Source organism: Neisseria dentiae (genome assembly GCF_024580525.1).
Classification (GTDB): domain Bacteria; phylum Pseudomonadota; class Gammaproteobacteria; order Burkholderiales; family Neisseriaceae; genus Neisseria; species Neisseria dentiae_A.
On sequence record NZ_JANIKQ010000002.1, the window covers coordinates 18,300 to 44,413 of the forward strand.

Below are 26,114 nucleotides of genomic sequence, written 5' to 3' on the forward strand. Positions count from 1 at the left end.
ATGATCAAGCCAAATTTTCCTGATATTTTGTAAACACTTCATCAATCGTTGACAAAGTATGGCCAGCCACATAAAATAATCTCCGTTAGTTTGATTGGATCGATGGACTGGAAACAGTGTTATACCCTTTCAAACGCGAGCTTACCGCCCCGCCGAGCAATCTGCGGGGCTTTTCGTTATTCTCTTTCCAACAGCCACCCAGCCAGCCACAGGTTCAACACCGTGCCCACCGCCACGGTGATGCCGAACGCTGCCACGGCTGGCGTGCTGCTCATGCCCAGCAATACAAACGAAATGCCGGTGGTAAGCGCCGCCAGCAGCATGCCGCCCAAACGGGCGGGGGCGCTGTGTTTGGCGGCAACGGCGTACACGGCGTAATCGACGCCGATGGCGGAAACCAGCAGCAGGCCGAACATGGCAAACAGGCTGACGGGAATGCCTGCCCAGCCCAACACCGCCACCGTGGCCACGGCGGCGGCCAGCGGCACCGCCAGCACCGTGATGCCGCGCCTGATGCCGAACATACGCCATAACAGCAGCAAGGCCAAGGCATAAGAAGCCAGTTTCAGCCAGGCGGCCTGATTGCGGGTGTGGTGGAACAATTCGTTCAGATGGCTGCGCTTGTCTGCCCAATGCACGCCTGCCAAGCCTTTGATACCCGCCTGAACCGCCGCCGCGTCGTTTAAGCCGTTCAGGCGGATAACCGAGGCGAAACGGCCGGGGGCGGCCTCACCCAAATAAAGCGGCCGCCAGGCTTCGGCCAAAGCTGGTTTGAGGCCGTCTGAAAGTGTGAGCGGCGGCGCGACGGCGGCTTGGTTCAAAGCATTGCGCACGGTTTGGCGCGGCACGCCGATTTCGCGCATCGGCTGCCAGTTTTCCGGCAGCTTCGCCAATTCGCGCAGGCGGTTTTGCAGTTTCTGCTGCTCTGCCGCCGGCAGCAGCCATTGGTCGAGCGACTGGATGCCGGCCAGTTTCTGCTGCGCCGCCAACGGCTGCAAAACGCGGCCGACTTCGGCGTTTTTCCGCAACAATTCATCTTCGCTGCCGGCTTCCACCACCAGATAACGGCTGCCGAAATCGGTGCCGGAAAGCTCGCCGATTTTCTGCGCTTCGGCCAGCATCGCCGGCGGCATGTTCACCCATTGGCGGATATCGTCGTGCCAGTTGCTGCGCCACAGCCCCACTGCCAGCAATATGCCGCCCACCAGCCACCAGCCGCGGCGGTGCAGGCGGATTTTCATGCGTGCCGACAAGGCATACAGCCGTTCCACCAAGCCGGTAAACGGCACGCTTTTAGCTTGGTAGCGCGCAAACAGCGGCGGCAGCCACAACACGGTGGCGCCGAACGCACCCAGCAGCGCAAAACCGGAAAACACCGCCGTCTGCCGCAATACCGGCAAAGGCGTGAACCACAGAAACGCATAACCCGCCACCGTAATCAGCAGGCTCACGGCAAACGTGGGCAGCACATGGCGCATGGCGGGTTCGGCCTGCCAGTCGGGGCCGTCTGAACGCGCATAACGGTGCGCCGCCGTGCCGAACACCGAAGGCGCCAGCCAATGCAGCGGAAAATCTACCAACATCCCCACCAAACTGGTGCCGATTACGATGGTGAGGATATGCACTTCGCCGAACACCAGCAAAGCCGCCGCCAATCCGGTGAGCATACCCGCCGCCAGCGGCAGCGTCAGCCAAAACACCCGCACGCTGCGGAACACCCACAACAACAGTGCAAAGGTAAGCAGCAAACCGGCCGCACTCATCAGCTGGCTTTCGCGCTCGGCCGCCGCTTTCGAGGCGGCGGCAAACACCGCCCCGCCCGCGCTTAACGTTTCCACACCGTTTTTCGCGGCCAGTCCGCGGCTTTGATGCAACAGCGGCAACAGGTTATCGCTGCCGTTGGCGAGATTGTTGGTTTCGGGCAGTTTGCCGCGCAGCCACACCCAGGTTTTGCCGCTATCGTCTTCGGTGAACAGCATGCCGTTGTCGGCGTTCCACTGCAAACGGCTCTGCGGTTGGGCGCGTTCGGTGACGAAACGGCCGAAACCCAGCCAATCCTGCTCCAGCGGCAAAGGCGAAGGCGCGGCGAAAGGGTTCACCGCCGCTTCGGCACGTTCTTGAAAATAACGCTTCGGCTCTTCAAACAACAGCTGCCGCTGCTCGGGCGGCAGCACCGCCAGCCCCAAACGCCGCACGTCGGTGCGTACCGCTTCCAAATCGGGTGAAACGCTGCTGTCTACCGCGGCAAACACTTGGCTTTTACGCCATAAAGCGGCGATTTCCGAGGCCGTCTGAAATGCTTTTTCCGCATCGGCGCTGCCCGCCAGCAAAACCACCTGCGTATTCAACTGCGCTTCCACCGCCCTATCCGCCGCCTGCAACAACACATCGGGCCGCTCTTCCTGCGGCAGCAGGGCGGTGAGGTCGGTTTGCAGCCATTGCGTGGCGGCCACGCTGTAAACCGCAAAACCGAGCAGTAACACCATCAATGCGGTGTAAATACGGCGTATGGTAAGGTGCATGGGCTTCCTCCTGTTTTCAGACGGCCTCAAGCCGTTGCAGCCAATCGGCAACGCCTTGCCAGTATGCGCTGTTTGCGCTCGGGGTTTGCGTGATGTGTAACGGGTCGGCAAATCCCTGTTTACCCTGCCCGCGGGCATATTCCAACAAAACCCATATGCTGCCCTCCCAGCCGCCCTGCGCTTGTGGTTGTTCGTAACACCAGCCCACGGCGATTTGGTGTTCTGCGTGCAAGCTGTCTGCGGCAAGGCGCAGGATTTGCGTCCACGATTCGGGGCGGTTGTCTGCCGCCAGCACCAGCGACGCACCGCGGCTGCCGAGCGCCTGTGCGGCGTGGAAAGCGGGGGCGTTATGCAGGTTGGCAATAAAATCAAACGGCATGGCGGCATGGTGGTTGAGCACATTATCGGTCATCTTTTCAAATAGCGAAGGCGACGAAAACGGCGTAGCCACATAAACCGCGCAGTCTTCGCGCACAGCAGCACGGCTGCGCAGATTGCTGGCACCGAGCGCGGCGAGCAAGCTCAAGCGGCTGAAACGGCGGGTGTCGGTGCCGGTTTGCTGCTGCAAGGCTTGTTTGAGCGTTTTGCCGCTAACCGACGGATCGCTGTCGAAACGGGCGGTGGCGGTGATGTTTACGTTGCGGGTTACCGTGTCCATTGCCATACCATGGCGGTGTTGCTGCCGCCGAATCCGAAGTGGTTGCTTAAATAAAGGCCGTCTGAAAACCCAATGCGCTGTCCGTTGCTGTCTGCGCCTTCCCCCTTATTCAGGGCTTCGGCCAGCAAGGCGGTTTCGATTGCGGCGGCCGCGCCGAGGGTGTGGCCGGTTTGCGGTTTGAATGCCAACAGGGGCGGCGGTGTGCCGAACACACGGTTGAGGGCTTGCCATTCGGCCGCGTCGCTGTCGGCGGTGCCGATACCGTGGGTTTTGACGGCGCGCACGGCGGCGGCATCGGTTTGTGCGTCGGCCAACACCCGCCGGATCAGCGCTTCCTGCGCCCCGCTGTCGCTCTGCACCAAACTGCCGCTGCCGGTGTTGGCCGCGCAGGAAAGCAGGCGCAGATTGGAACCGGCGGGCTTGTCGGCACACAACGCCAGCGCGGCCATGCCTTCGCCCAAAATCAGGCCGTTGCCGCCGAAGGGCCGGTAGTGCGCGGCAAACAGGTTCAGACTGTGAAAATGCAGCAGGGTCAGGCGGTTGAGGCTTTCCAAACCGAGCACGAACGCGCGCCGAGAGCCGGGCGCCGAAAGCCGGTTATGTGCCTGAATCAGGGCGTGCGCCGACGATGTGCAGGCGGTGGCGATGCTGAAAATATCGGGATTGCCGCTGCGCGCCTGCAAATCGCGGGCAAGATAAAGCAGATTATGGCCGGATGCGCTTTGGTCGGGATAAAGGTTTTCGCACTCCGACATCAAATACGAACTCGAGCCGATAAACACCGGTGCATGGTGCCAGCTTTCAGACGGCCAGCCGGCGCTCTCTGCGGCGCGGCGCAAATGCGCTTCGGCCAAATCGGCAACGTCGGCGCGGCTCAGGCTGGTTTCGGCAAAGGCACGGTAATATTTCGCCTGCTGCGCCTGATGCAGAAAGGTGAAGTCAAGCGTTTCGGGCTGTTGCCGTGCACAGCCGCTTTGCGGATTGAGCGCGCACGTAACCGCCTGCCCGCAAAGGTAAGTCATGCGCCGTGCTCCGAACGCACGAAGGCGGCCAAATCACGCACCGTCATCATGTGTTTGCGCACCATGCGGTCGCCTTGAAGCCGCACTTGGAAATACTGCTGCAAGGCCACGGCGATTTGCAGCGCGTCGAGCGAATCCAAGCCGACGGGGCTGCCGTCGCCGAACAAAACCGCATCGTCGGCAAAATCGGCCAGGGCGATTTCGTCGGCTTTGCCCGAGGTTTCCAAAATCAGCTTTTTCAATTCGCTTTCCAGCGCTTCAGGCGCCAGCGTAAAGGTGTACGACATAATGTTTTCCGTTTTTTTCAGACAGGCCTTGTTAATTTAAAACCGCACCTGCGTCTGCAACTGCCGCCGGTACAGCCACACCGCCAAGAGCAGCGTTACGGCGGCAAACCCTGCCAATAATTGCAGATAGAGCACGATGCCGTTTAAACCGCTGCGGTTGAGCAGCAGTTCCTGAAAGGCTTTCAGCCCCCACGACATCGGCGAAAACCAAGTTGCCTGCTGCATGGCCTCGGGCATCACATGGGCGGGCACCATAATGCCGCCGACAGCCGCCATCAGAATCACGCCGCCGCCGCCCAGCACCACGGCGTGTTCGGTAGATTTCGCCGCCACGCTCACCAACAGCGCATAGCCCAAAGCAGCGGCGCTTACGGCGGCGGAAAGCAGCGCATAAAGCGGCCAGCCGCCGTTTAACAGCAGCGCCGGCACACCGATTTCGGGCAGCAGGTAGCGGCCGAGCAGCAGCATACCGGCAAACTGCAACTGGTTAATCAGAAAATACGGCAGCAGCTTGGCGGCCACCAGCCCCGCCGCACCAGCACGGGCAAGGCGCAGACGGGTGATGGTGTTGGTTTGCCGCTCCAGCGCCATCACGTTCGACAACGGTATCATAATGAAAAACATACCGAAAATCAGCCAGGCCGGCACACTGTGCTGCACGGCGTTCGGTTTGGCCACCGCCGCGCCCGCCGCGCTCAGATAATGCTCCCGCAGCATGGTCTGCTTCAAAAAGGCCGACACGGCATCGAACTGCCCGGCGTTTTTTTCATCGACTTTTTTCTGGATATCGTCGCGCACCCGTTTCGGTAACTGCCGGTTGTCGATACTGATGCCGCTGTTGCCGTCAAAATAGGCGTTCAGGCGCGTTTCGGTGTAATGCTGCCGCAGCACACCTTTTACCGCCGCCAGCCAGGAAGGATCGGTATCGGGCGGCACATAAATATCCATCGGCAGGCTCTCGGCCAGTTTTCCGCCCGCCTGATTGGGGTTGTGCAGCACCAACTGGAAGCGCTTTTCATGCAGCCCCTGCTGTGCTTCTTTGAGTTTTTCAGGCGGCATCAGGCTCACTGCCATCTGCTCTTTTTGCAGGGCGGCGGCAAAAGCGGTGTTGACACTGTCGCCCGCTTTGCCCACCAGCGCGATGCGGCTGCCGCTTTGCGGGTCTTCGTCGCGGCTCAACGCCAGCGACATAATCAGCATAAAGGCGATGGGCATCACAAACAGCACCGCCAAGCCGTGCAGATCACGGCTTAACAGCTTGATTTCTTTCAACAGCGAGGCGGCGATCATGCGGCCTCCCGGCGCAAAAAGTCGAGATAAAAGGCTTCCAGCGTACCGTGCCCCTGCTGGAAATAACGGATCTGCACGCCGCTGCGCTGCAACGCGGCATACACTTCGGCCGCATCGAGCGCGGTTTCCATCATGCCGAGGCCGTCGGCCGGTTGTGCCTGCAACACAGCCAGCTGCTCGGGCGGCAGCGCCGGTTCGGTGATAAAGCGCACACGCTGCGTTTGCGAGGCCAAGAGTTCGCCCAAACCGCCCTGATACACCAACCGCCCCTGCTGCAACAGGGCGATTTTGCTGCAAAGCTGCTCGATTTCGGGCAGGTAGTGCGAGGTGTAAACCACGGTAACGCCGCTGCGGGTGAGCACTTCCACGCTGTCGAGAATAAAACGGCGCGATTGCGGGTCGATGCCTACGGTAATTTCGTCGAGAAACACCAATTCGGGCGCGTTAATCAGGCCGATGGCAAAGTTCAGACGGCGTTTCAGCCCGCCGGAAAGGTGTTTGGCGGCTTTGTGTTTGTGTGCGGTGAGATCGGTTTGCGCCAGCAAGGCGTTCAGGCGGCCTTTGTCGCGCATTTTGTAGAGCGAGGCGAAAAACAGCAGGTTGTCCCACACGCTCAGCTGCGGGTAAAACGCAAAATCCTGCGGCACAAGGCCGATTTTCTGCCGCTCGGCGCGGCTCATGCGGCGCATGGGTTTGCCATCAAACAGAATATTGCCATGCTGCACTTCCTGCAAACCGGCCAACAGCGACATCAGCGTGGTTTTGCCCGCGCCGTTGTGCCCAAGCAGCCCCCAGCATTCGCCTTTTGCTATATCGAGCGACACGCCGCTTAACGCATCGGCGTCTGCCCCGGGATAGCGGTGGGAAAGTGATTGGATTTGAATCATGGTTTCAGACAGCCTTCAAACTTTTCCACAGCGCCTCTTCTTTATCGGCAATCATGCGCAAAAAAGAGGCGATTTCGCGGCAGCCGTTTTCAGACGGCTGTTTGCACTGCTTCACGCACAGGCTGGCGAAGGTGCGCCATTCGTCGCCGATGGCGGTCATTTGTTCGGAGGCCGTCTGAAAGCGCGGTTCGCGGCAGATTTCGGCGGCCTGTTCGAGAAAATAGGCGTAGATATAGCGGAAGCCCGCGCCGCCGGTGCCGATTTCTTCCTGCATGCGCACCAAATGGCCGAGAAACAGTTTCTGATATTTGGCGGATTGCTTTTCGGGCAGCGATTCGATTTTCGCCGCCACCGTGCGTATGCCTTTCACGCCCGCGAAAAACACCGGCGCGAGCATATGTTTGGCGTTTTTGCGCACGGCGGCGCGGATTAAGGCGGGCAACTCGGCGGCAATGCTTTCAGACGGCCTGTTGCCCGAGAGCGTGTACATCATGCCTTTGGCCGCCAGCGCGCCTTTGGCAAAACGCGCCCGCTGCAAATCTTCGGCGGCGCAGCGCTGCACGGTTTCAAACACGGGGTCGCTAAGCAGGTAGTCGCCGCCTTCTTTGCCGTACACCACCAGATTGTGGGCATTGAAATGAAAGCGCATATGCGGCGGAAAATAAGGCAGCCAAAACACCGAAGCCTGCAAGCCTGCCGGCTGCCCCGCCGCAATCGCTTCGTCCAGCGCTGCCTGCCCCGAATGCTCGTCGGCGAATTTGCGGATATCGAGTTTCAGGCCGAGCGTTTTGCAGGTGTTTTTGATGATGCCGCGCGGCGCAATGCGGTAAGACACCAACGGCATACCGGCGAGCTTGATCAGCGGCATATACACAAAAGTCAGCCCGCGGGCGAGTCCGAAAACCAGGGCTTCGTTCAACGCGTGCCCGTGGTAGTTCAGCAGGGCGGACATCACGCCGCTTTCGCAATGGGCGGTGTGTTGGTGGGGGAAGTCGTTCATGATATTGGTTAAGGCCTTGAGGCCTGTCTGAAAGCGAAATATTGCGTTAAACCGTTGTTTACCGGTTTTCAGACGGCCTGTTCGTTATTCTTCAATCGGCGAGCCGGCATCGGTGCGCTTGAGTTCGCTTATGCTGATTCGCAGCGCACCGGCGTATTTCTGCAAGGTTTTTTCGGGCAGCTTGGCGAATATTTCGGGGCGCAGGTGGCGGCGCAGCTGCCATTTCCATACGCCGGCGGCCATTGCCAGGCTGGTTTCGTCGTGGCGGAAACGGAACATATGGTAATACAGCGGCGAATAAGCGCCGGCGGCCACGGCTTCGCGGGCGGCGCGGGTTTGCCCGTCAAGCTCGGCCACGGCCATTTCGGTGGCGTAGGATTCGTCTTGCCAGCCGGTGCTGGTGGCGGCTTCGTAATGCCCGTCACGCGTGCCGTAGATGATTTTGCGCTGCCCGTGATAAGACTTGCTGTTGTCTTGCGGAATGTCTTTTACGTCCATTTTCAGACGGCCTCTACTGCTTCCAAAAGCATAAAACAGGTGGAAAAACGCCCGCTCTCGGGAATGTAGCACAAGATTTTCTGGCCGTTTTCCAACTTAAACGTGCGCATAAACTCTTCTAAAATAATATAAATCGATGCCGAACCGGTGTTGCCTTTGTTGGCCAGGTTGGTAAACCATTTTTCCTGCCCGATACCGAAACCGATGTTCTCCAGCCCTGCGGCCACTTTGTCGCGGAAAAAGCCCGACGAATAATGCGGCAGAAACCAATCGATATCCTCTGCTTTCAAACCGTGTTTGGCGGCGATTTGCGCAAGCGGTTTTTCCACCGTATAGCGGATAATGTTTTCGTTGAGCAGCTTTACGTCCTGCTTCACCGCCATCAGGCTGTGCCGGCGGCAATAGTCGCTATCAAACGTTTTCCAGCCCTTAAAGAGGCCGTCTGAAATTTCGGCGCCGGCATACATGCAGGCAGGCATTTCGTGGGCATAGGAAAGCAGCTCGATCCAATGGATTTTCAAACTCACGCCGCTTTCGTTGGGCCGGCTGCTCAAATGCACCGCGCCCGCGCCGTCGGAAAGCATCCAGCGCAAAAAGTCTTTCTCAAAGCCGATTTCGGGCTTGGCGTCGGCCAGCTTTTGATAATCGGTTTCGCTTTGGAACACTTCGCCGCGCATAATAGCCGACGCGGCTTCGGAAGCAACGGCCACGGCATGGGCGTGCTCGCCCGTGCGCACGGCATGGTAGGCGTGTTTCATCGCCGCCATGCCCGCCACGCACACGCCCGCGGCGCTCACCACTTCGCAGGCGCCCGTTTCGGGCAACAGGCCGTGCACCATCACACCGTGGCCGGGCATGGTTTGGTCGGGATACGACGTGGCACAAGCCAAACTGCCCACTCGGGCGGGATCGGTGCCTTGCGAAAATAACTGTTTCACCGCCTCCGCCGCCAGCTCGGCGCAGCTGTGCGTGGCTTCGCACGTAACCGGGTCGATGGCGTAATAGCGCGTTTCGATGGCGTTGGAGCGCAAAATCATTTTGCGCACGCGCGAAGGCAGCCCGCCGGCCATGCCGAGCACGGCTTCCATATCGTCGTTGCCTACCGCTGCGTTGGGCAGAAAGGCAGCAGCACGGTTGATATAAACGTTTCGCAGTGTGTGGTTTGGATTCATATTTTATCTTTAAAATCAATATGGTTTCAGACAGGCCAGAGACCTTTGCAAAAGAGTCAGATGTGGATGCAGTTCAAGGCGTAGCAGCGCAGCGAGCGCAGACATAACATAGAGTTAGGCAAGCGAGCGAGCAGCACACAACGCAGAAATGCGCCGCAGATGGCTTTTTTGCAAAGGTTTCATTCTCCCGAAGGCAAGCTGTAATACCGTTTCTGCCTGCTCAACCAGCCGCGCAGCCACGGTTTGAGTAATTGTTTGATAACGGCGCTCACGGGTATCACGGTTAAAATCAGCGTAATCAGAAAAACGATGTAAAACGCCAGCAGCGCCCGGCGCAGCAGCGGCGACACCCGCCCGGCCGCCATCAGCAGTTTGCCCCACAGGTAAAAACTGCGCCCGGCCGCTTTTTCGCTGAAAATCAGTTTTTCGTTTACCTTGGCGGCACCCATATTCTGAAACACGGTTTCGTCTAAGGTTTGGCCCGAAACCAGCGCATCACGCAGCTTTGCACCGAAACGCGCACCGTCGGCCAATTCTTCGGGGGCAATGCCCGCCGCAGGCAAAGTGCGGAAATATTGTTTGTTGCCCGTTAACAGCCATGCCGGCGTGGTGATAAAGCTGGCCGCGCTGTTACAGGCGTCGATTTTCACGATATTGCCGATTAGTTTGGCGCCGTTTTGCGCCAACAGGTTTTTCATTTTTTCCTGTGCCGTCAGCCACATATTGCGACAGCCGATTAAAGTGACCACGGGTTTGCCGTCTAACAGCTTTTTTGTTTCGGCACGCTGCAAAAAGGCGGTAACCGGCTGCGCGGGCGACAGAAACCACACGGTATAGGCAACCACCACCGCATCGTAATCTTCATCGGGAATTTCCGGCGCCTCGATCGGCTCAGGCTGCAAGTGCACGGTTTCGGGAAATGTGTTGAAAAAACGCCAAAACGGCCACGGAAACGGATAAGGCCGCTGCGGCCGGATATTGACGCAGTCCAAACGGATGCCCGCGCTTTGCTGCAACGGCTCGGTAAAATATTGCGCCAAGCGGCCCAATTGGCCGGTTTGCGAATAATACACCAGCAAAACTTTTTTCACGTCGGCTTCCATCTCAACTTTTTTCAGGTATTGTCTTAAAATTTAGAAACTTATTTTAACCGAATTAACGCAATCATGCCGTCTGAAAAGCTATTTTTTCAGACGGCATCCGACAATGGCAAAACAACATTTTTACATTTCAACAATCCGAAAACCAACGGCGCGGTGTTGCCGCCCGCTTCACAAAGCCTGCTTGGCAAACGCATCCAACTCTTGGCCTGTCTGAACCTGATTGAAACGCATCACGGTGCGGTCGCCCTGTTTTTCGCTCAATTCGATGCGGCGCACCACGCTGTCGCCGCTGATGTCGATGTGGTTGAAAATCTGCTTCATCAGCGCGGTTTTCGGGTTCAGGCGCAGCGTCCATTTTTGCGGGCTACCGGAAAGCTGCAAATCAAACTGCTTTTCCAAGCCCTGCGTGTTGCCGCCGAGCAGGTCGAGAAACAGGCTGATTTGGCGGTTTTGGCCGCTCATTTTGCTCTGGTTGGGCTGAACCCAGCTTTTGCCGTTCCACTGCATAATGCCGTCGGCACGCACGCGCAGGCGGTTGTCAAACGGTTTTTGCATATGCCACAACAGCCCTTTTTTGGGCACCAGCACGAACTGGCCGGTGGTGGTCATCGGCTTGGTAAGCGATTTCAGATGGCGCTCTTGGGTAAACGCGCCCTGCACGTTGGCGGGTTTTTGCAGGGTTTGCGACAACTCGGCGGTGGAAAATGCCCATAAAAGCGGGCTGGATAAGGTTAAAGCAGCGGTAAACAGCAGTTTTTTCATCGGTTGCCTTTTCACTAAAACGGTTAAATTTCAGAAACGGTTGAATTTCTCGGTAGCTTTCTTCAAACGGCAGGAAACATTCTTCAAATCATGCGCCGTCCGAATGCTTTTTCAGACGGCCTCAAACGTAGGATGGCGTTGCACGGCGGAGAGCCAGCTTTCCGGCGTTTGAAACTGCATTTCGCCGTTTTCGAGCGACACCGCCACTTGGGTGGTGGAGGCTTTGGTGAGCTTCGCGCCGCTTTCGATATCTGTAATGGTGTAGTCGATACGCAGGCAGCTTTCGATTTCCACCACCGCCACTTCCACGCGGATATGCTGGCCGAAGCGCGCGGGCTTCACATATTTCAGGTTCATCTGCACCACCGGCCAGCTGAAACCCTGCCTGCCCATTTCGTTGTAGTCGTAGCCGATGGCGCTTAAGAAGGCGCAGCGCGCCACTTCGAGGTATTTCACATAATGGCCGTGCCACACGATGTGCATCGCGTCAACGTCGAAAAAAGGCACTTCCAATTCTATATTGTGGCGGCAATAAATATGTTTAGCCATTGTTTGCGTCGTTCCAAAAATCGTAAAAGTTAAACCATTGCAGCGGGTTTTGCACGCATTCCTGTGCCAGAATATCGGCAAAGCGCTGTGCGGCGGCGGCCACAGCAGTGTTGCGCTCGCCCCGCTTCCAGTCGGTTGCATCTAAAAAACGGCGCAGTTTCAAATGGTAGCGGCCGTTTTGCTTGATGCAGAACAGCGTGTGCACGCGGGTTTTCAGCAGCCCCGCCAAAAGCCATGCGCCCTGCGGCATATCGGCTGGCTGGCCGAGAAAGGATACCGGTACGGTTTTTTCGCCGCGCACAGGTACGCGGTCGGCGGCCACCGCCAACCATTCGCCCGCATCGATGCGGCGGTGCAGTTCCATCATCAGCGCCGCGTCCAAATCGGTTACCTGTATCATCTGGATGCGGTCGGCGCCGGCTTTTTGCAGCGCTTCGTTAAAGGCTTCGGCGTGGCGGCTGTGTACCAGCACGTTGAGCTTGAAGCCCTGATGATGCGACACCAGCGCGCGGCACACTTCCACATTGCCTACGTGCGAGCACACGAAAATCTGCCCGCGCAGGCTGCGGTCGCCAATCAGCGCATACACATTATCCGGGTCTTCCAACACCAAATCTTCGTAGCGGATTTTGCGCTGCCACACGGCAAAGCGGTCGCACACCGCCACACCGAACGCCACAAACTGTTTGAACACGGGCAGCCGCTGCGGCAGCACGGTATCGGGAAAGGCCGCCTGAAGCCTTGCCTGGTAACGCGCGATATTGCGCCGCGGCTTGGGCGCGGTGGCGTAAAAATACAGCACCACAAACCAGATGCACGGGTTCATCAGCCACGCGGGCAGATGACGTACCATCAGCGTGGTGATGTCCAAAAACAAACGGCTGCCGCGTTCGTTTTGCGCCGCCCAGTGTTCGGAAGTTTTTTTATTCATGGTTTTCAGACGGCCTTCACAACTTCCCCCGCAAACGCCGCCACACCATACCGCAAAACAGGCGGGCGTGCATTTTGCTGATTAACACATTGTCTTCAAAAGCGCGGAAATGCGACACGCCGCCTTCGGCATATTGCACCGGCGTTTTCACCCACACCGGTTTTACCCCGCGCCAATAGAGGCGGATTAAGATTTCAGTGTCGAAATCCATACGCTCGCCCACATGCTCTTCGCGCACCACGGCCAGCGCGGCAGCAAGCGGATACAGGCGGAAACCGCACATGCCGTCTTTGATGTCGGTGGACCAAGTATGCACCATATTCCAAAAATCAGTGATTTTACGGCCGTAAAGCCGTGCCTTGGGCGCATCGGCACCGTATTGCGGCCAGCCGCACACCACCGCTTCGGGGTTTTGCGCCGCGGCAGCCAGCAGCTTGGCGGTATCGTCCAAACAATGCTGCGCATCGGCATCCACCTGCAACACATGGGTGTAGCCGTGTTGTTCGGCATAAGCCAAACCGTCTTTCACCGCCGCCCCCTTACCGCCGTTGGCTGCGCGGTACAACACCGCCACACCTTGCCGCCGCGCCGTTTCTTCCAACACCGACTTACAGTCCGCACGCGAGCCGTCGTCAACAATCAATACGTCCAAACCGAAAGTGCGCATTGCTTCGGCCACCCGGGCGACGGTGGCAGGATGGTTGTAGTGGGGGATGAGGGCTAGGGTTTTTATATCCATTTTTTGTTTATCTACAATGCCTGTCTGAAAAATACATTATTTATAGGGTTATGGGAAAGGCTTACCGACAGTCGGAAACGGCATGATCAAAACAGCTACCGTTTTACCCTCTCCCCAACCCTCCCCCACAGTTTCCGTAGGTCGGGCATTTATGCCCGACTTTAATTCCCTTGCGAAGCTAAAATGTGCGCAAGATGTCCAATCTTGCCGTATTTTTTGCTTGTATCTGCGGATTTTCCTCAAAAAACCGCTTCGCAAGCATTCTGACTACACGCCCCAGTTTCCGTAGGTCGGGCATTTATGCCCGACTTTTGCTTGACTGCGGGTTGTGTCGGGCATAAATGCCCGACCTACTGCTTGCTTATCAATCGGAAACGGCATGATCAAAACAACAATCGTTTTGCCCTCTCCCCAACCACCCCCACTGGGGAAGGAGTAGATTTGCAGAACATCATATTGTTCAGAATATTGTTCAGACGGCCTCAAATTCCCCAAACACAATCCGTCCCGAAGCGCATGCCGCTTCGCCGTTTTCCAGCTTAAACGTTAATTTGCCTTTTTCGGCATCGTATTTCAGCTCGGCAGACACGGTGTCGTTCGGGCGCACGAACTGCTGGTATTTCAGGTTTTCCACACGCACGATGCTGCGGCGGCCCCAGTCGAAGCACGCGGCCAAATCGCGCACCCACTGCAATTCGATTACACCGGGCACCAGCGGAAAATTGGCGAAGTGGCCGCCGAAATACGCCAAGTCCAGCGGCACGCGGCCTTCGAAGCGGTAAACAGCGGGGTTTTCAGACAGGCATTCCCGCCATTCGGGCGCGGTTTGCGCCTGCGTGAAGGCCGTCTGAAAATCGACGGCGGTGATTTTCGATTGTGCGTTGCGCGGCAGCTCGGCGGCAAACCGCCAGTAGCGCGGCAGGGCGACGGTGTCCTGCGTGGCGGCCAAGTGCGTTTTCAGCGCGGCGGCCACCTGCGCCCGACCCTTGTCCCGCAAAGCTTCGATGCCTGCGGCATTCAGCGCCGCCCACACGGCCACCCGCTTATGCTGCGGGTGCGGGGCGCAGAAAGCGTCGGCCACCCATTCGTGGGCGAGCAGGTCGTGTTCGATTTGGTTGAGCGACACGCGTTTGTCTTCGAATTTGATGATGCGGTCGCGGCGGCCGAGCAATAAAAAGCCGTCCGCCTGCCGCTCGATTAAATCGGCGGTTTGGAAGCGGCCCGCCGTCCACGGCGATTCGGCCCACAAGGCGCCCTCTTCGCTTTGGCCGACGGCAACGGCGGCAAACGGCCGCCATTCCCGCCCAAACCGTCGCGAGGCGATCACGCCGGTTTCGGTGCTGCCGTAGATTTCAAAGGGGCGCACAGCATGTTGTTCCAACAAATCGGCAGTGGCTTCGGGCAGCACGCCGCCGGCCGACACGATGCCCGCCACCCGGCCCTGCAATGCCTGCCAGTTGCGCGCTTCGCCCAAACGGTTCAGCACCGCCGGGCTGGCGATCCACAGCGTTTTTTCATAAGCGGCGGCCGCGGCCAGCAGGGTTTCGGGATATACGTTCTGCGGCCGGTCGAGCGTCCAGCCCATCGTGAGCGGCAGCGCGAAACGGAAAGTGAAGCCGTACATATGCTGCGGGCTGACGCTGCCGATAACAACGGGGTTTTCGCGCGCAAACGGCACGGCTTCGGCCAGCGCCGCCGCTTCGGCCTCCATCTGCGCGGCGGTTTTCACCATAATCTGCGCTTCGCCGCTGGAGCCGGAGGTTTTCAAGCAGGCTTCTGCACCTGCGGCAATCTGCCAATCGGACGGCGTTTCGGCTTCGGGCGGCACGGCTTCCAACAAGGTGCGGATAGCCCAAAACTTGTTTTCGAGGCCGTCTGAAAACGCTTTTTCATGCGGTGCATCGGTCAGCCAGATATCCGCCGTGCCGCCCCAAGCCGCGTTTTCCCGTGCCAGATTCGGCGGCAGCAACACCCGCGCACCCGCGTGCCACGCAGCCAGCACCGCGCAGGCGAATAGCGCGGCGTCTTCGCACCACAAGGCGGCGGTTTGCACGCGCTGAGCTTTCAGACGGCCTGAAATATAAAACACCGCACGGTTGAAATCGGCGCGCGTCCAAGCGGGGTTGGCGGCGGTTAAGTCGGTTTGGGGTAAGGTTGGGGATAGGATTTGGGTTAATCGGTGTATCATTTTTTAAATTTTTCGTTATGGGCCGAAGCCCCGGCCCGATATATTCGGCAGTTTTTTCAGACGACCCGGTGTTTTTTATATTCAATTTTAGCTTCAAACGGTTGGCTGTTTCTGCAAGCAGCCTGCAATCTTTTCAGACGGCCTCAAACCTTCAGCACAGTTTTGCGGTAAATCCACTCCCCCGCAAACAGCACACCCATCAAAATATACGAAACGATGCCGGTATAAAGCGCCCACCAGTCGTGCCTGCCCGACCATGCCAGCAGCGCGGCAGCGGCGGCGTTGAAGATAAAAAAGCCGCACCAGATTCGGGTAACGCGGCGGGTATGGCGCACGCCTTCCGGCGGCAGGTCGGGGTGTTGCAGGCGGGCGAGGCGCTCGATCAGGGTTTGCTCGGCAAACAGGCTGGCGCCGAACACGGCGAGCATCAGCAGGGAAACGGCCACGGGATACCAATACATGGAATCAGGCCGTCTGAAAACGATAACGGCGGCGAAAAAAGCGGCCAACAGCAGCGACACGGCGCGCTGGGCGCGGGTTTTCTGCAATACGGCGCGCACCAGCCACAGGCCGCACATGATGGCGGCCAGCCATAAAAAGATACCGTTGTCGCGGCCGTAATACCACAACAACGGGTAGAAAATGCTGACAAGCGCCAAAAAAATCCGACCGAAGGCTTTCATTTCAGACGGCCTCATAATGTATCGTTAAACTTGTTAAGCTTCGGCAATATGAGATACCCGGGTCAAGCCCGAGTATGCCGTATATAATTTTTCTTAAGTTGGCTGGCTATAAAAAATCTGGCCGCCTGAAAAGCGGTTGGGTTCAAACGGCCGCCGGTTTTGCTGTTATGCCGAACCCGCATCTTTGCGCAACACGGCCTGCACCACGTCTTCCACGGTGCGCACGCTGCGGAAATCGTCGGCTTGCAGTTTGCGGCCGGTTTCGCGTTTGATGTGGTCGATTAAGTCGATGGCGTCGATGCTGTCGATTTCCAAATCTTCATAAAGATTGGTTTCAGGCGTGATGCGTTCGGGTTCGATTTCAAACAGGTTCACCAAGGCATCGGTAAGGATTTTGCGAATTTCTTGTTCGGTCATCATCATTCCTTTCAGGCTTGGCGGCTGCGCACGAAATCGGCCAGAGTTTTCACGCTGGTGAAATGCTCGCGCAATTTGTCTTTTTCGCCGTCGAGCTGGAGATTGAAAGTTTTTTGTACCGCCAAGCCCAACTCCAGCGCATCTACCGAATCCAGCCCCAAGCCGTCGTCGCCGAACAGGGGGGCATCGGTATCGATATCTTCGGCAGTGATGTCTTCCAAGCCGAGGCTGTCGATAATCATTTGTTTGATTTGTGTTTCCAGGGTCATGTTGTTTCTCGCATGAAATAGTCTTGTAAATAAGCATTCAACCGCCGTGCGGCGATGGGCAGCGGCTTTTCGGCCAGCCAGTCCTGCGGGTTGATGTCGTCGCCGACGGTAATTTCGTAATGAATGGTACGGGGTGGGATTTTATACCACGGCTGGCCTTTTTTGAAATTCGGCGGGTTCATTTTGATGCAAACGGGGGTAATGATGTCGGCGCTGCGCAATCCGATGGATACGGCGCCGCGGTGCAGCTTAATCTGCCCGTCCCAGCCCGTGCGCGTGCCCTCGGGAAAAATCAGCAGGCTTTGGCCGCTTTTGAAAACGGCATCCACCTCTTCCATCATTTCCAGCGATTCGTCGTTGGGAATGTAACCGGTGGAGAGAATCTGGCTTTTCATCGAGGGATTGCCCAGCAAATCTTTTTTCACGATGCAGTTGATTTCGGGCACATGGCCGACCAACAGCACCACGTCGAGCAGCGAAGGGTGGTTGGCCAGCACCAGCTGACCCGGCCTGCCGAGTTTTTCCAAGCCGTTGAAGTTCACGCTCAACACACGCGACCACACCAGATAACCGACAAACCATTTCCATACGCCGCCGATCAGCCGCCGCGCCTGCATCTGTCGGGCAGTATCGTTGCGGGTGCTTTTCAGGGTGTAGGGCAGCAACACGATTTTAAACAGCACGCCGACCACGCCGAACAACACGAACCCGAACAGCGTGGCGAAAAAACGGCGGTAATAATCCAATGTTTTCATAAGGTTTTCTGCCACAACCAGCGGCGCGTTCCGAAACGTCTGGTTTCTTCACGGCTGTTTGAAAGCATAAAACGTATCCAGTCTAATGCGCCCCAATACGGTTCGCCGCCGGCTTCCGGCGCATTGTCGGAAAAAAGCGACAACGTATATTGCCGGCCGGGCCGCACCACCATGGCCAGCGCATAAGGCATGGGGGCACGGTCGGCGGCTACGGCGTATTCCTCGAGCAACGGGTCGTCTGCCAACACCAGTAAAACATGCTCCGCACCCTCTTGCAGCATGGCGCTGGTTTCGGCCAGCGCGGTTTCCAAGCCGTCGAGGCCCACCGCCAGCGCGGTGCTCTCGGCCATATCCTTACGCAGCATAGACCACTGCCCTGCCTGGGCGTTGTGCACCGACAGGCCGAACGAAGTAGGCGATACGGTTTGGGTTTTCATCAATTCCAACCACAACTCGAAACTGCGGTTCAACTCGCCGTCGTGCGAGGCGAACACCAGCGGAGCGGCGGGATATTGTTCGGCCAGACTCCACGCTGCATCGCACATCAGGCGCGCGGCCTTGCCCAAACGCCGGCGCTGCATAGCAGGCAAAAAAGCCAGCTCGGGTTTATAATCGGGCAGGCCGTCTGAAAAAGCAGTGTCTGCCGCCCATTGCCTCCAGGCATCCAAGCCCGCCACACGGCCCGACGAAGCCTGCCATGCGGCAATATCAAAAGAAAAACGGCAATGTTCGGTGGAATCCATCACAATTTCCGGCAAATGAAATGCCGTCCATTTTAGCCTAAGGGATTACCAAAAAACAGCAATGCAATATAATCGGCTTTATCCTGTTTTTAAAATGATGTTGTCCTAACACGCAAAACCCTTATGAACACACCTCTCGCCTGTCCCATTACCGCCGTCGCCCCGCTGCTGCCGCACAGCGGCCGCATGATGCTGCTCGACTGCATCACCGACTACGGCGAGTGCCACCTCACCGCCACCGCCGCGGTGGGTGCAGACCATATCCTGTTGCAAAACAACCGCCTGCCTTGCCTTTTAGGCATGGAAATCATGGCGCAGGGCATAGGCGCACTCGTAGGCTGCCATGCCCGCAACGCCGGTCAACCGATACGGCTGGGTTTTCTGCTGGGCACGCGCAAGCTGAACCTGTTTGCCGACAGCATTCCCATACACACCGAGCTGCTGGTCAAAGTGCAGGAATCGGTGATGGACGCCACCGGCTTCGGCGTGTTCGACTGCGCGCTCTACTGGACCGATGCGCCCGAACACGAAAAGCACACGCTGCCGGCCGACGGCCTGCTGGTGCAGGCGTCGCTAAACGTTTACAGCCCGCATCAAAACAATCAGGCCGTCTGAAACGTTTACATTTTTTTCAGACAGCCTCGAACAAAACCGAAGGAAAACGCATGAACGAAACCATTCTGATTACCGGCTCCAACCGCGGCATCGGCAAAGCCGTCGCGCTGGCGCTGGCGGCCGACGGCTACGACATCGTGGTACACTGCCGCAGCCGCCGCAGCGAAGCCGAAGCCGTGGCCGAAGCCGTCCGTGCGCAAGGCCGCCAAGCGCGCGTATTGCAGTTCGACATTGCCGACCGCGCCGCCTGCCGCGAAGCACTGGGTGCCGACATCGAACAGCACGGCGCCTATTACGGCGTGGTGCTCAACGCCGGCCTCACCCGCGACAATGCCTTTCCCGCCTTTGAAGACGACGATTGGGACACCGTGCTGCGCACCAATCTCGACGGCTTCTACAACGTGCTGCACCCGTTGGTGATGCCGATGATACGCCGCCGCAAAGCCGGCCGCATCGTGTGCATGGCCTCCGTTTCCGGCCTCAACGGCAACCGCGGCCAAGTGAACTACAGTGCCTCGAAAGCCGGCGTTATCGGCGCGGCCAAAGCGCTGGCGGTGGAGCTTGCCAAACGCAAAATCACCGTCAACTGCGTGGCACCCGGCCTGATTGATACCGAGATTGTGGATGACAACGTGCCGGTAGAAGAAATTTTAAAAGCCACCCCCGCCGCCCGCATGGGCACGCCCGAAGAAGTGGCGCACGCAGTACGGTTTCTGATGGACGAAAAAGCCGCCTATATCACGCGGCAGGTGATTGCAGTGAACGGAGGTTTGTGTTGAGACGGGTTGTCGTAACAGGCATAGGAGCCATCACCACCTTCGGGCGCGATTGGGAAAGCGTGCAGGCGGGCTTCGCGCGCGGCCGCAACGCCGTGAAACTCATGGATTGGGCGGAACAGTTCCCCGAATTGGAAGCACGCTTGGGCGCGCCGGTGGAAGGCTACCGCGCCCCCGAACACTGGACGCGCAAACAATTGCGCGGCATGGGGCGCGGCACCCAAATGGCCGTCGATGCCGCCGAGCAGGCGCTAACCGATGCCGGCCTTTTGGGCGACGAGCGCATCAAAGACGGCCGCATGGGTGTTGCCGCCGGCTCGTCGGTGGGCAGCACCAAAGATGTGGGCGTGATGGGCGATTTGGTGTTGCACGGCAATTCGCGCAATTTCAACGCCAACACCTATGTGCGCATGATGCCGCACACCATCGCCGCCAACATCGGCATCTTTTTCGGCCTCACCGGCCGCATCATCCCCACCTCCAGTGCCTGCTCTTCGGGCAGCCAGGGCATAGGCTACTCCTACGAAGCCATCAAATACGGCCTGATCGACATGATGCTGGGCGGCGGCAGCGAAGAATTCTGCCCCTCGGAAGTTTATGTGTTCGACTCGCTCTATGCCGCCAGCCGCCGCAACCACGAACCCGGCCTGACCCCGCGCCCCTACGACACCGCCCGCGACGGGCTGGTGATCGGCGAAGGCGCAGGCATACTGGTGTTGGAAGAGCTGCAACACGCCCTTGCGCGCGGCGCCAAAATCTACGCCGAAATCGTCGGCTACGGTGCTAACAGCGACGGTGCCCACATCACCCAGCCGCAAAAAATCACCATGCAGCGCTGCATGGAAAACGCCTTGAAAGATGCCGGCATCACACCCGATCAGGTCGGCTATGTCAACGGCCACGGCACCGCCACCGAAAAGGGCGACATCGCCGAAACCCAAGCCACCGCCGCCTTGTTCGGCCGCGTGCCCATGAGCTCGCAGAAAAGCTACTTCGGCCACACCCTCGGTGCCTGCGGCGCACTGGAATCGTGGTTTTCCATCGAAATGATGAACAGCGGCTGGTTCGCCCCCACCGTCAATCTCGACAACATCGACCCGTTGTGCGGCGGCGTGGACTACATCCGCGGCGAAGGGCGGGAAATCCGCACCGATTACGTGGTCAACAACAACTTCGCTTTCGGCGGCGTGAATACTTCGCTGGTGTTCAAACGCTGGCGCGGTTGATTACTTTTATAAAGGTTGCAGGCCGTCTGAAAAATTATTTTCAGACGGCCTCTTTTAATCAATGAGTCCGGCCGGCCAAAACCGACACGCAACCTAAAATTTTTGCAACATTCAAAAAAATCCGCCCTGCCTGAAACCGTTTCAAGCAAGACGGAATCATTAGCCGAGACCTTTGGCCGTTTTGCCGCGCCGTTATAATTTATCCGCCAAACGGCCGTCGGTCATGGTCATCACGCGGTCGAAGCGGGCGGCCAATTCGTCGTCGTGGGTAACCACAACCAAACTGGTGCCCAGCTCGCTTTTCAACGCCAACATCATATCCAGCACGTTTTGTGCGTTTTTGCGGTCGAGATTGCCGGTCGGCTCGTCGGCCAGCAGGCACTTGGGACGGGTAACCAGTGCGCGGGCGATGGCGGCGCGCTGGCGCTCGCCGCCGGAAAGTTCGCTCGGACGGTGCAGCATACGCGCTTTCAAGCCGACTTTTTCCAACATTTCCGCCGCCTGCGCTTCGGCTTCGGCTTTCGGTTTTTTACCGATTAAAAGCGGCATCATCACGTTTTCCAACGCCGAAAATTCGGGCAGCAAATGATGGAACTGATACACAAAACCCAAATAACGGTTGCGCAAATCGCCCAACTGTTTCTGATTCAGCTTGCCCAAATCGTTGCCCATCAGGTTCACGCTGCCCGAGGTGGGCATATCTAAACCGCCGAGTATGTGCAGCAGCGTTGATTTACCGCTGCCCGAAGCACCGATAATACTCACGCTTTGTCCCTCGCCCACTTGCAGATTGAGGCCGTTGAGCACCTGTACGTTTAATGCACCGTCGTTATAGCTTTTAGCCACCCCGTTGCAGCTCAACACAATATTATTCATAACGCAAAGCCTCCGCAGGTTGGGTTTTCGCTGCCCGCCAGCTCGGATACAGCGTGGCGATAAAGGCCAGCGCCAGCGAAATGGCGGCAATCACCAGCACATCGTCGGGGTTGACGTCGCTGGGCAGGTAGTCGATAAAATAAATCTGCGAGTTAATCAGCTGCATACCGAACAAATCTTCAAAAAACGCCACGATGCGCCCCACGTTCATACCCAGCAGCACACCGCAAACCACGCCGATCAGGGTGCCGAAAAAGCCGGCAAACGCACCCTGCACCATAAAGATTTTCATCACACCCGCAGGCGGCAGGCCCAACGTGCGCAAAATGGCGATATCGGCCTGTTTCTCGGTAACGGCCATCACCAGCGACGACACCAAATTAAACGCCGCCACGGCGATAATCAGCGTTAAGATGATGAACATCATACGTTTTTCCAGCTCCACCGCTTCAAAATAGCTGCGGTTGGAAAACGTCCAGTCGCGTGCCCACACTTTGTCTTTCTGTGCCTGCGGAACTAAATTGCGGGTAAACGCGGGCGCATTCTGCGGGTCGGCAAGTTTGATACGCAAACCGCCCACGCCGTCGCCCAAACGGTAGAGCACTTGGGCATCTTTGATGTGCGTCATCGCCAGCGAGTTGTCCACTTCATACACGCCCGTTTTCACGATGCCCACCACGTTGAACTGCTTCAAGCGCGGCACCACGCCGGCGGGGGTAACGTTGCCTTCCGGCGTAATCACGGTAACTTTGCCGCCTTTTTCCGCACCGAGCGCCTCGGCCAAACCTTCACCGAGAATAATATCGAATTCACCCGGCTTCAAATCGTTGAAACTGCCCACCGGCATATCTTTGCCGTAATCCACCACGTTTTTTTCTTCCTCGGGCAACACGCCGCGAAGCTGCACGCCGCGCACTTCGCCCGAGTTGGCCAGCAACGCCTGATCGGCAACATAAGGGGCGGTTGCCAAAACTTCTTTGCGCCCGTTCACAAACCCGCGCAGACTCTGCCAGCTCTCGCCGTTGCCGGTGTCGTAATAACCGATTTCGGCGTGCGGCGCCACATTCAGAAGCTGGCCGCGGATTTCTTTCTGAAAGCCGTTCATCACCGACAGCACCACAATCAGCGCGGTTACGCCCAACGCAATGCCCGCAATCGAAATCATGGTAATAAACGACATAAAACCGTTGCGCTTTTTGGCCCTGAGGTAACGCAAGCCGATCCAAGTTTCTAAAGAAGCCATGTGCAAAAGCACCCTTTATCCAATTAAAATAAGCGCGCATTGTACCTTATTTACCGCTAAACTTCTTTAGGGAGTGTAGTCAGAAAGCATTGCGGCGGTATTTTTGGTTAAAATCCGCAGCTGCTACGTTAAAAATGCTCGCAAGATGTTCAATCTTGCTGTGCTTTTTGCCTTGCATCTGCGGATTTTTCCTCAAAAAACCGCTTCGCAAGCCTTCTGACTATACTCCCTAAGAAGGGTAGGCGCTTTGCCAATAAACGCACGATTGCGCTAAAGCGGGGGCTGCAAACCCCGACCGAATACCGCTCAAAAACGAAGCCTTTGCAAGGTTTTCCCAAGGCCGTCTGAAACATCCGATTATCGTCATTCCCGCGTAGGCGGGAATCCAGCCTTAAAGCTACTAATTATTTTATTTCAATAACTTACAAAAAAAACGACTGGATTCCCGCCTATGTGGGGGAAGCGCAGCGGGCTTGCGAAGCTAATGACGGAATTTAAGCATTTCAGACGGTCTGGAAGATATTTTTGCAAAGGCCTCAGCTCACGAAAACACTTGCGTCATGCCCGGGCTTGGCTCGGGCATCTTTTTGCTTCAAAAGAAATACCAGATACTCGGGTCAAGCCCGAGTATGACGACGGTTGGATATTTCGGATGGCCGTAATGCCGTCTGAAACATTTAAACCCCGTCATCAGCTTTTTTAGACGGTAATTTGAATTTTGCAAAGGCTTCAGGCCGTCTGAAAACCACCGCCGCCCGGTTTCGGAACGGCTTGTTTTTCAGACGGCCTGAGTGCAACCCAAAAGTTTCTGCCGGCTCAGATATATTCCACCTGCACGATATCATACTCGCGCACGCCGCCCGGAGCCTGCACTTCGGCTACGTCGCCCTCTTCCTTGCCGATCAAGGCGCGGGCGATAGGCGAGCCTACATAGATTTTGTTTTCTTTGATGTCGGCCTCGTCTTCGCCGACGATTTGGTAGCGCACACGCTCTTCGGTGTCCAAATCTTCCAGCGTTACCGTCGCGCCGAACACCACTTTGCCTTCGGCGTGGATTTCGGCGGGGTTGATGATGTGGGCGATGGAAAGTTTGTGTTCCACTTCCGAAATACGGCCTTCGATAAAGCCTTGGCGTTCTTTGGCCGCTTCGTATTCGGCGTTTTCCGACAAATCGCCGTGCGAGCGTGCCTCGGCAATCGCTTCAATCACTTCGGGGCGGGCAACGCTTTTCAGATGCTGCAATTCTGCTTTTAATAATTCTGCACCGCGCACGGTTAACGGAATTTTCTGCATGGATCTATTCTCCGTAAAACGGCTGTTCAGCCGTAGAAATACTGACCGGAAAACAACGGCATAATCTTTCAACATAACCGCTGTTTCCTCAAATAAAAATACAAGCCGCCAAAAAACGGCGGCTTGCTCGAAAATCATTTGTGAAAGCGTGATTGTATCTAAAAACAACCGCGCGGGCAAAGTTTTCCTCGTTTGCCGGGAAAATGTGTTGCACGGTTTGAAACGCCCGCGCAAAAAGGCATTTCCGAAATACGGCGCAAGCATTTTAAAGCCCGCAAGGGCTTTGGCCGCGCAGGCCGTCTGAAACCTGTGCGGCAGCCCGTTAGCTTTATCCGCGAATCTGGCCGTTGCCCAGCACCACCCATTTTTGCGAGGTCAGCCCGTGCAGACCGACGGGGCCGCGTACGTGGATTTTATCGGTGGAAATGCCGATTTCCGCGCCCAAGCCGTATTCGAAACCGTCGGCAAAGCGGGTGCTGGCGTTCACCATCACGCTGGCGCTGTCAACCGTGCGCAGAAAGGTTTGCGCGTCGGTGTAGGATTCGGTAACGATGCTGTCGGTGTGGTGGCTGCCGTGGGTGTTGATGTGGGCAATGGCTTCGGCCAAGCTGTCCACCACTTTAACCGCCAGTATGGGGGCGAGGTATTCTGTGTCCCAGTCTTCGTTTGAGGCCGTCTGAATGCCGGGCAGGATGGCTCTCGTGCGGGCACAGCCGCGAAGTTCCACGCCTTTTCCGGCGTATTTTTCGGCCAGCGGCGGCAGGATTTCGGCGGCGCGGCTTTCATGCACCAGCAGCGTTTCCATGGTGTTGCAGGTGCCGTAGCGCGAGGTTTTGGCATTGAAGGCAATGTCCAGCGCTTTTTGTACATCGGCGGCGCGGTCGATATACACGTGGCAGATGCCGTCGAGATGCTTGATCACGGGCACGCGCGCTTCTGCGCTGATGCGCGCCACCAGCGATTTGCCGCCGCGCGGGATAATCACGTCGATTAAGTCGGGGCTTTGCAGCATCGCGCCCACGCTTTCGCGGCTGGTGTTTTCAATCAGGCGCACGGCGTCGGCGGGCAGGCCGTTTTCACGCAGGGCTTGGGTGATCAGTTTGGCAATGGCCATATTGCTGTGAAAAGCCTCGCTGCCGCCGCGCAACACGCAGGCGTTGCCCGACTTCAGGCATAAGGCGGCGGCGTCGATGGTAACGTTGGGGCGCGATTCGTAAATCATGCCGATTACGCCCAAAGGCACGCGCATTTTGCCGATTTGCAGGCCGTTGGGGCGCAGGCGGAATTCGTCCATCTCGCCCACGGGGTCGGGTAAGGCGGCCACTTGGCGCAATCCTTCGCACATATTTTCAACGGCGTTTTCGGTCAGCTTCAAACGGTCGAGCAGCGCCGGTTCCAAGCCTTTGGCGGCGGCCTGCTCCATATCTTGCGCGTTGGCAGCGATAATTTCCGCGCTGTGCAGCCGGATCAATTCGGCCATGCGCAGCAGCGCGGCGTTTTTCTGCGCCGTGGTAGCGGCGGCCATGTCATAAAAAGCCTGTTTGGCGGCGGCGGCGGTTTGACGGACGTAATCGTGAATGTTCTGCATAATGGCTCGGCGTTAACGGTAA

Annotated in this window: 27 protein-coding genes and 1 pseudogene; 3 read left to right on the forward strand and 25 right to left on the reverse strand. The window is 57.5% G+C overall.

Annotated features, from left to right (window positions below; all coding sequences use genetic code 11):
• Positions 1 to 176: 176 nt before the first annotated feature.
• The 21 genes and pseudogenes from NQ012_RS01970 to NQ012_RS02070 form a co-directional block, all read right to left on the reverse strand.
• Positions 177 to 2,522 (reverse strand): MMPL family transporter, encoded by a 2,346-nt coding sequence (locus NQ012_RS01970; protein WP_257065839.1) that lies wholly within the window; start codon positions 2,520 to 2,522, stop codon positions 177 to 179.
• A gap of 16 nt (positions 2,523 to 2,538) precedes the next feature.
• Positions 2,539 to 3,180, reverse strand: a complete 642-nt coding sequence (locus NQ012_RS01975; RefSeq protein WP_373566625.1) for a hypothetical protein — start codon at positions 3,178 to 3,180, stop codon at positions 2,539 to 2,541.
• On the reverse strand, positions 3,168 to 4,202 hold the full coding sequence (locus NQ012_RS01980; RefSeq protein WP_257065843.1) for a beta-ketoacyl synthase N-terminal-like domain-containing protein: 1,035 nt from the start codon (positions 4,200 to 4,202) through the stop codon (positions 3,168 to 3,170). The genes NQ012_RS01975 and NQ012_RS01980 overlap by 13 nt, the downstream gene beginning before the upstream one ends.
• On the reverse strand, positions 4,199 to 4,489 hold the full coding sequence (locus NQ012_RS01985; protein WP_257065845.1) for a phosphopantetheine-binding protein: 291 nt from the start codon (positions 4,487 to 4,489) through the stop codon (positions 4,199 to 4,201). Before NQ012_RS01985 ends, NQ012_RS01980 begins: the two co-directional genes overlap by 4 nt.
• 36 nt (positions 4,490 to 4,525) lie before the next feature.
• Complete coding sequence (locus NQ012_RS01990) at positions 4,526 to 5,779, reverse strand: ABC transporter permease (RefSeq protein ID WP_257065846.1); 1,254 nt, start codon at positions 5,777 to 5,779, stop codon at positions 4,526 to 4,528.
• Positions 5,776 to 6,666, reverse strand: a complete 891-nt coding sequence (locus tag NQ012_RS01995) for an ABC transporter ATP-binding protein (RefSeq protein ID WP_257065847.1) — start codon at positions 6,664 to 6,666, stop codon at positions 5,776 to 5,778. Before NQ012_RS01995 ends, NQ012_RS01990 begins: the two co-directional genes overlap by 4 nt.
• A gap of 4 nt (positions 6,667 to 6,670) precedes the next feature.
• Positions 6,671 to 7,666: a BtrH N-terminal domain-containing protein gene (locus NQ012_RS02000; protein WP_257065848.1), complete on the reverse strand. Its 996-nt coding sequence runs from the start codon at positions 7,664 to 7,666 to the stop codon at positions 6,671 to 6,673.
• Between the two features lie 84 nt (positions 7,667 to 7,750).
• Positions 7,751 to 8,164: a hypothetical protein gene (locus NQ012_RS02005; protein ID WP_257065849.1), complete on the reverse strand. Its 414-nt coding sequence runs from the start codon at positions 8,162 to 8,164 to the stop codon at positions 7,751 to 7,753.
• Between the two features lie 2 nt (positions 8,165 to 8,166).
• Positions 8,167 to 9,336 carry a beta-ketoacyl-ACP synthase III gene (locus tag NQ012_RS02010; RefSeq protein WP_257065850.1) on the reverse strand — a complete coding sequence of 390 codons (1,170 nt, stop codon included), beginning with the start codon at positions 9,334 to 9,336 and terminating at the stop codon, positions 8,167 to 8,169.
• 15 nt (positions 9,337 to 9,351) lie between these two features.
• Positions 9,352 to 9,510 (reverse strand): annotated as a pseudogene (locus NQ012_RS02015) (lipoprotein signal peptidase).
• Positions 9,511 to 9,515: 5 nt separating this feature from the next.
• The gene (locus NQ012_RS02020) at positions 9,516 to 10,439 is read right to left on the reverse strand and encodes a dialkylrecorsinol condensing enzyme (RefSeq protein ID WP_257065851.1); all 924 of its coding nucleotides are present in this window, start codon (positions 10,437 to 10,439) and stop codon (positions 9,516 to 9,518) included.
• Between the two features lie 168 nt (positions 10,440 to 10,607).
• On the reverse strand, positions 10,608 to 11,201 hold the full coding sequence (locus NQ012_RS02025; RefSeq protein WP_257065852.1) for a LolA family protein: 594 nt from the start codon (positions 11,199 to 11,201) through the stop codon (positions 10,608 to 10,610).
• 111 nt (positions 11,202 to 11,312) lie between these two features.
• Positions 11,313 to 11,750 (reverse strand): acyl-CoA thioesterase, encoded by a 438-nt coding sequence (locus NQ012_RS02030; protein WP_257065853.1) that lies wholly within the window; start codon positions 11,748 to 11,750, stop codon positions 11,313 to 11,315.
• Positions 11,743 to 12,681 carry an LpxL/LpxP family acyltransferase gene (locus tag NQ012_RS02035; protein ID WP_257065854.1) on the reverse strand — a complete coding sequence of 313 codons (939 nt, stop codon included), beginning with the start codon at positions 12,679 to 12,681 and terminating at the stop codon, positions 11,743 to 11,745. Before NQ012_RS02035 ends, NQ012_RS02030 begins: the two co-directional genes overlap by 8 nt.
• 16 nt (positions 12,682 to 12,697) lie before the next feature.
• The gene (locus NQ012_RS02040) at positions 12,698 to 13,414 is read right to left on the reverse strand and encodes a glycosyltransferase family 2 protein (protein WP_257066019.1); all 717 of its coding nucleotides are present in this window, start codon (positions 13,412 to 13,414) and stop codon (positions 12,698 to 12,700) included.
• A 478-nt stretch (positions 13,415 to 13,892) separates the two neighbouring features.
• A complete protein-coding gene (locus NQ012_RS02045) occupies positions 13,893 to 15,608 on the reverse strand; it encodes an AMP-binding protein (RefSeq protein ID WP_257065857.1) in 1,716 nt (571 codons plus the stop codon).
• Between the two features lie 143 nt (positions 15,609 to 15,751).
• Positions 15,752 to 16,291, reverse strand: a complete 540-nt coding sequence (locus tag NQ012_RS02050; protein WP_257065859.1) for a hypothetical protein — start codon at positions 16,289 to 16,291, stop codon at positions 15,752 to 15,754.
• Positions 16,292 to 16,456: 165 nt separating this feature from the next.
• Entirely contained in the window at positions 16,457 to 16,708 is a 252-nt protein-coding gene (locus tag NQ012_RS02055) for an acyl carrier protein (RefSeq protein ID WP_257065861.1), read from the reverse strand.
• Positions 16,709 to 16,719: 11 nt separating this feature from the next.
• Entirely contained in the window at positions 16,720 to 16,977 is a 258-nt protein-coding gene (locus tag NQ012_RS02060) for a phosphopantetheine-binding protein (RefSeq protein WP_257065862.1), read from the reverse strand.
• A complete protein-coding gene (locus NQ012_RS02065; protein ID WP_257065864.1) occupies positions 16,974 to 17,732 on the reverse strand; it encodes a lysophospholipid acyltransferase family protein in 759 nt (252 codons plus the stop codon). The genes NQ012_RS02060 and NQ012_RS02065 overlap by 4 nt, the downstream gene beginning before the upstream one ends.
• Positions 17,729 to 18,475, reverse strand: coding sequence for a beta-ketoacyl synthase chain length factor (locus NQ012_RS02070; RefSeq protein ID WP_257065865.1), 747 nt, complete (start codon positions 18,473 to 18,475; stop codon positions 17,729 to 17,731). Before NQ012_RS02070 ends, NQ012_RS02065 begins: the two co-directional genes overlap by 4 nt.
• 123 nt (positions 18,476 to 18,598) lie before the next feature.
• On the opposite strand from NQ012_RS02070, the gene NQ012_RS02075 reads away from it, so the two are divergent.
• Genes NQ012_RS02075 through NQ012_RS02085 form a run of 3 tightly spaced genes read left to right on the forward strand, consistent with a single transcriptional unit; the run spans position 18,599 to position 21,092 of the window.
• The gene (locus tag NQ012_RS02075; RefSeq protein WP_257065867.1) at positions 18,599 to 19,090 is read left to right on the forward strand and encodes an ApeP family dehydratase; all 492 of its coding nucleotides are present in this window, start codon (positions 18,599 to 18,601) and stop codon (positions 19,088 to 19,090) included.
• Positions 19,091 to 19,140: 50 nt separating this feature from the next.
• Positions 19,141 to 19,869, forward strand: a complete 729-nt coding sequence (fabG, locus tag NQ012_RS02080; RefSeq protein ID WP_257065868.1) for a 3-oxoacyl-ACP reductase FabG — start codon at positions 19,141 to 19,143, stop codon at positions 19,867 to 19,869.
• On the forward strand, positions 19,863 to 21,092 hold the full coding sequence (locus tag NQ012_RS02085; RefSeq protein ID WP_257065869.1) for a beta-ketoacyl-ACP synthase: 1,230 nt from the start codon (positions 19,863 to 19,865) through the stop codon (positions 21,090 to 21,092). The genes fabG and NQ012_RS02085 overlap by 7 nt, the downstream gene beginning before the upstream one ends.
• 192 nt (positions 21,093 to 21,284) lie before the next feature.
• Here the strand turns inward: NQ012_RS02085 and lolD are convergent, their stop codons facing one another.
• The 4 genes from lolD to NQ012_RS02105 all read right to left on the reverse strand — a co-directional run bounded on the left by lolD (position 21,285) and on the right by NQ012_RS02105 (position 26,092).
• Positions 21,285 to 21,968, reverse strand: coding sequence for a lipoprotein-releasing ABC transporter ATP-binding protein LolD (lolD, locus tag NQ012_RS02090; protein ID WP_257065870.1), 684 nt, complete (start codon positions 21,966 to 21,968; stop codon positions 21,285 to 21,287).
• Entirely contained in the window at positions 21,961 to 23,211 is a 1,251-nt protein-coding gene (locus NQ012_RS02095; RefSeq protein WP_257065872.1) for a lipoprotein-releasing ABC transporter permease subunit, read from the reverse strand. Before NQ012_RS02095 ends, lolD begins: the two co-directional genes overlap by 8 nt.
• Positions 23,212 to 24,027: 816 nt before the next feature.
• Positions 24,028 to 24,504: a transcription elongation factor GreA gene (gene greA, locus NQ012_RS02100; protein WP_085364923.1), complete on the reverse strand. Its 477-nt coding sequence runs from the start codon at positions 24,502 to 24,504 to the stop codon at positions 24,028 to 24,030.
• 328 nt (positions 24,505 to 24,832) lie between these two features.
• Complete coding sequence (locus NQ012_RS02105; protein WP_257065874.1) at positions 24,833 to 26,092, reverse strand: glutamate-5-semialdehyde dehydrogenase; 1,260 nt, start codon at positions 26,090 to 26,092, stop codon at positions 24,833 to 24,835.
• Between the last annotated feature and the right edge of the window lie 22 nt (positions 26,093 to 26,114).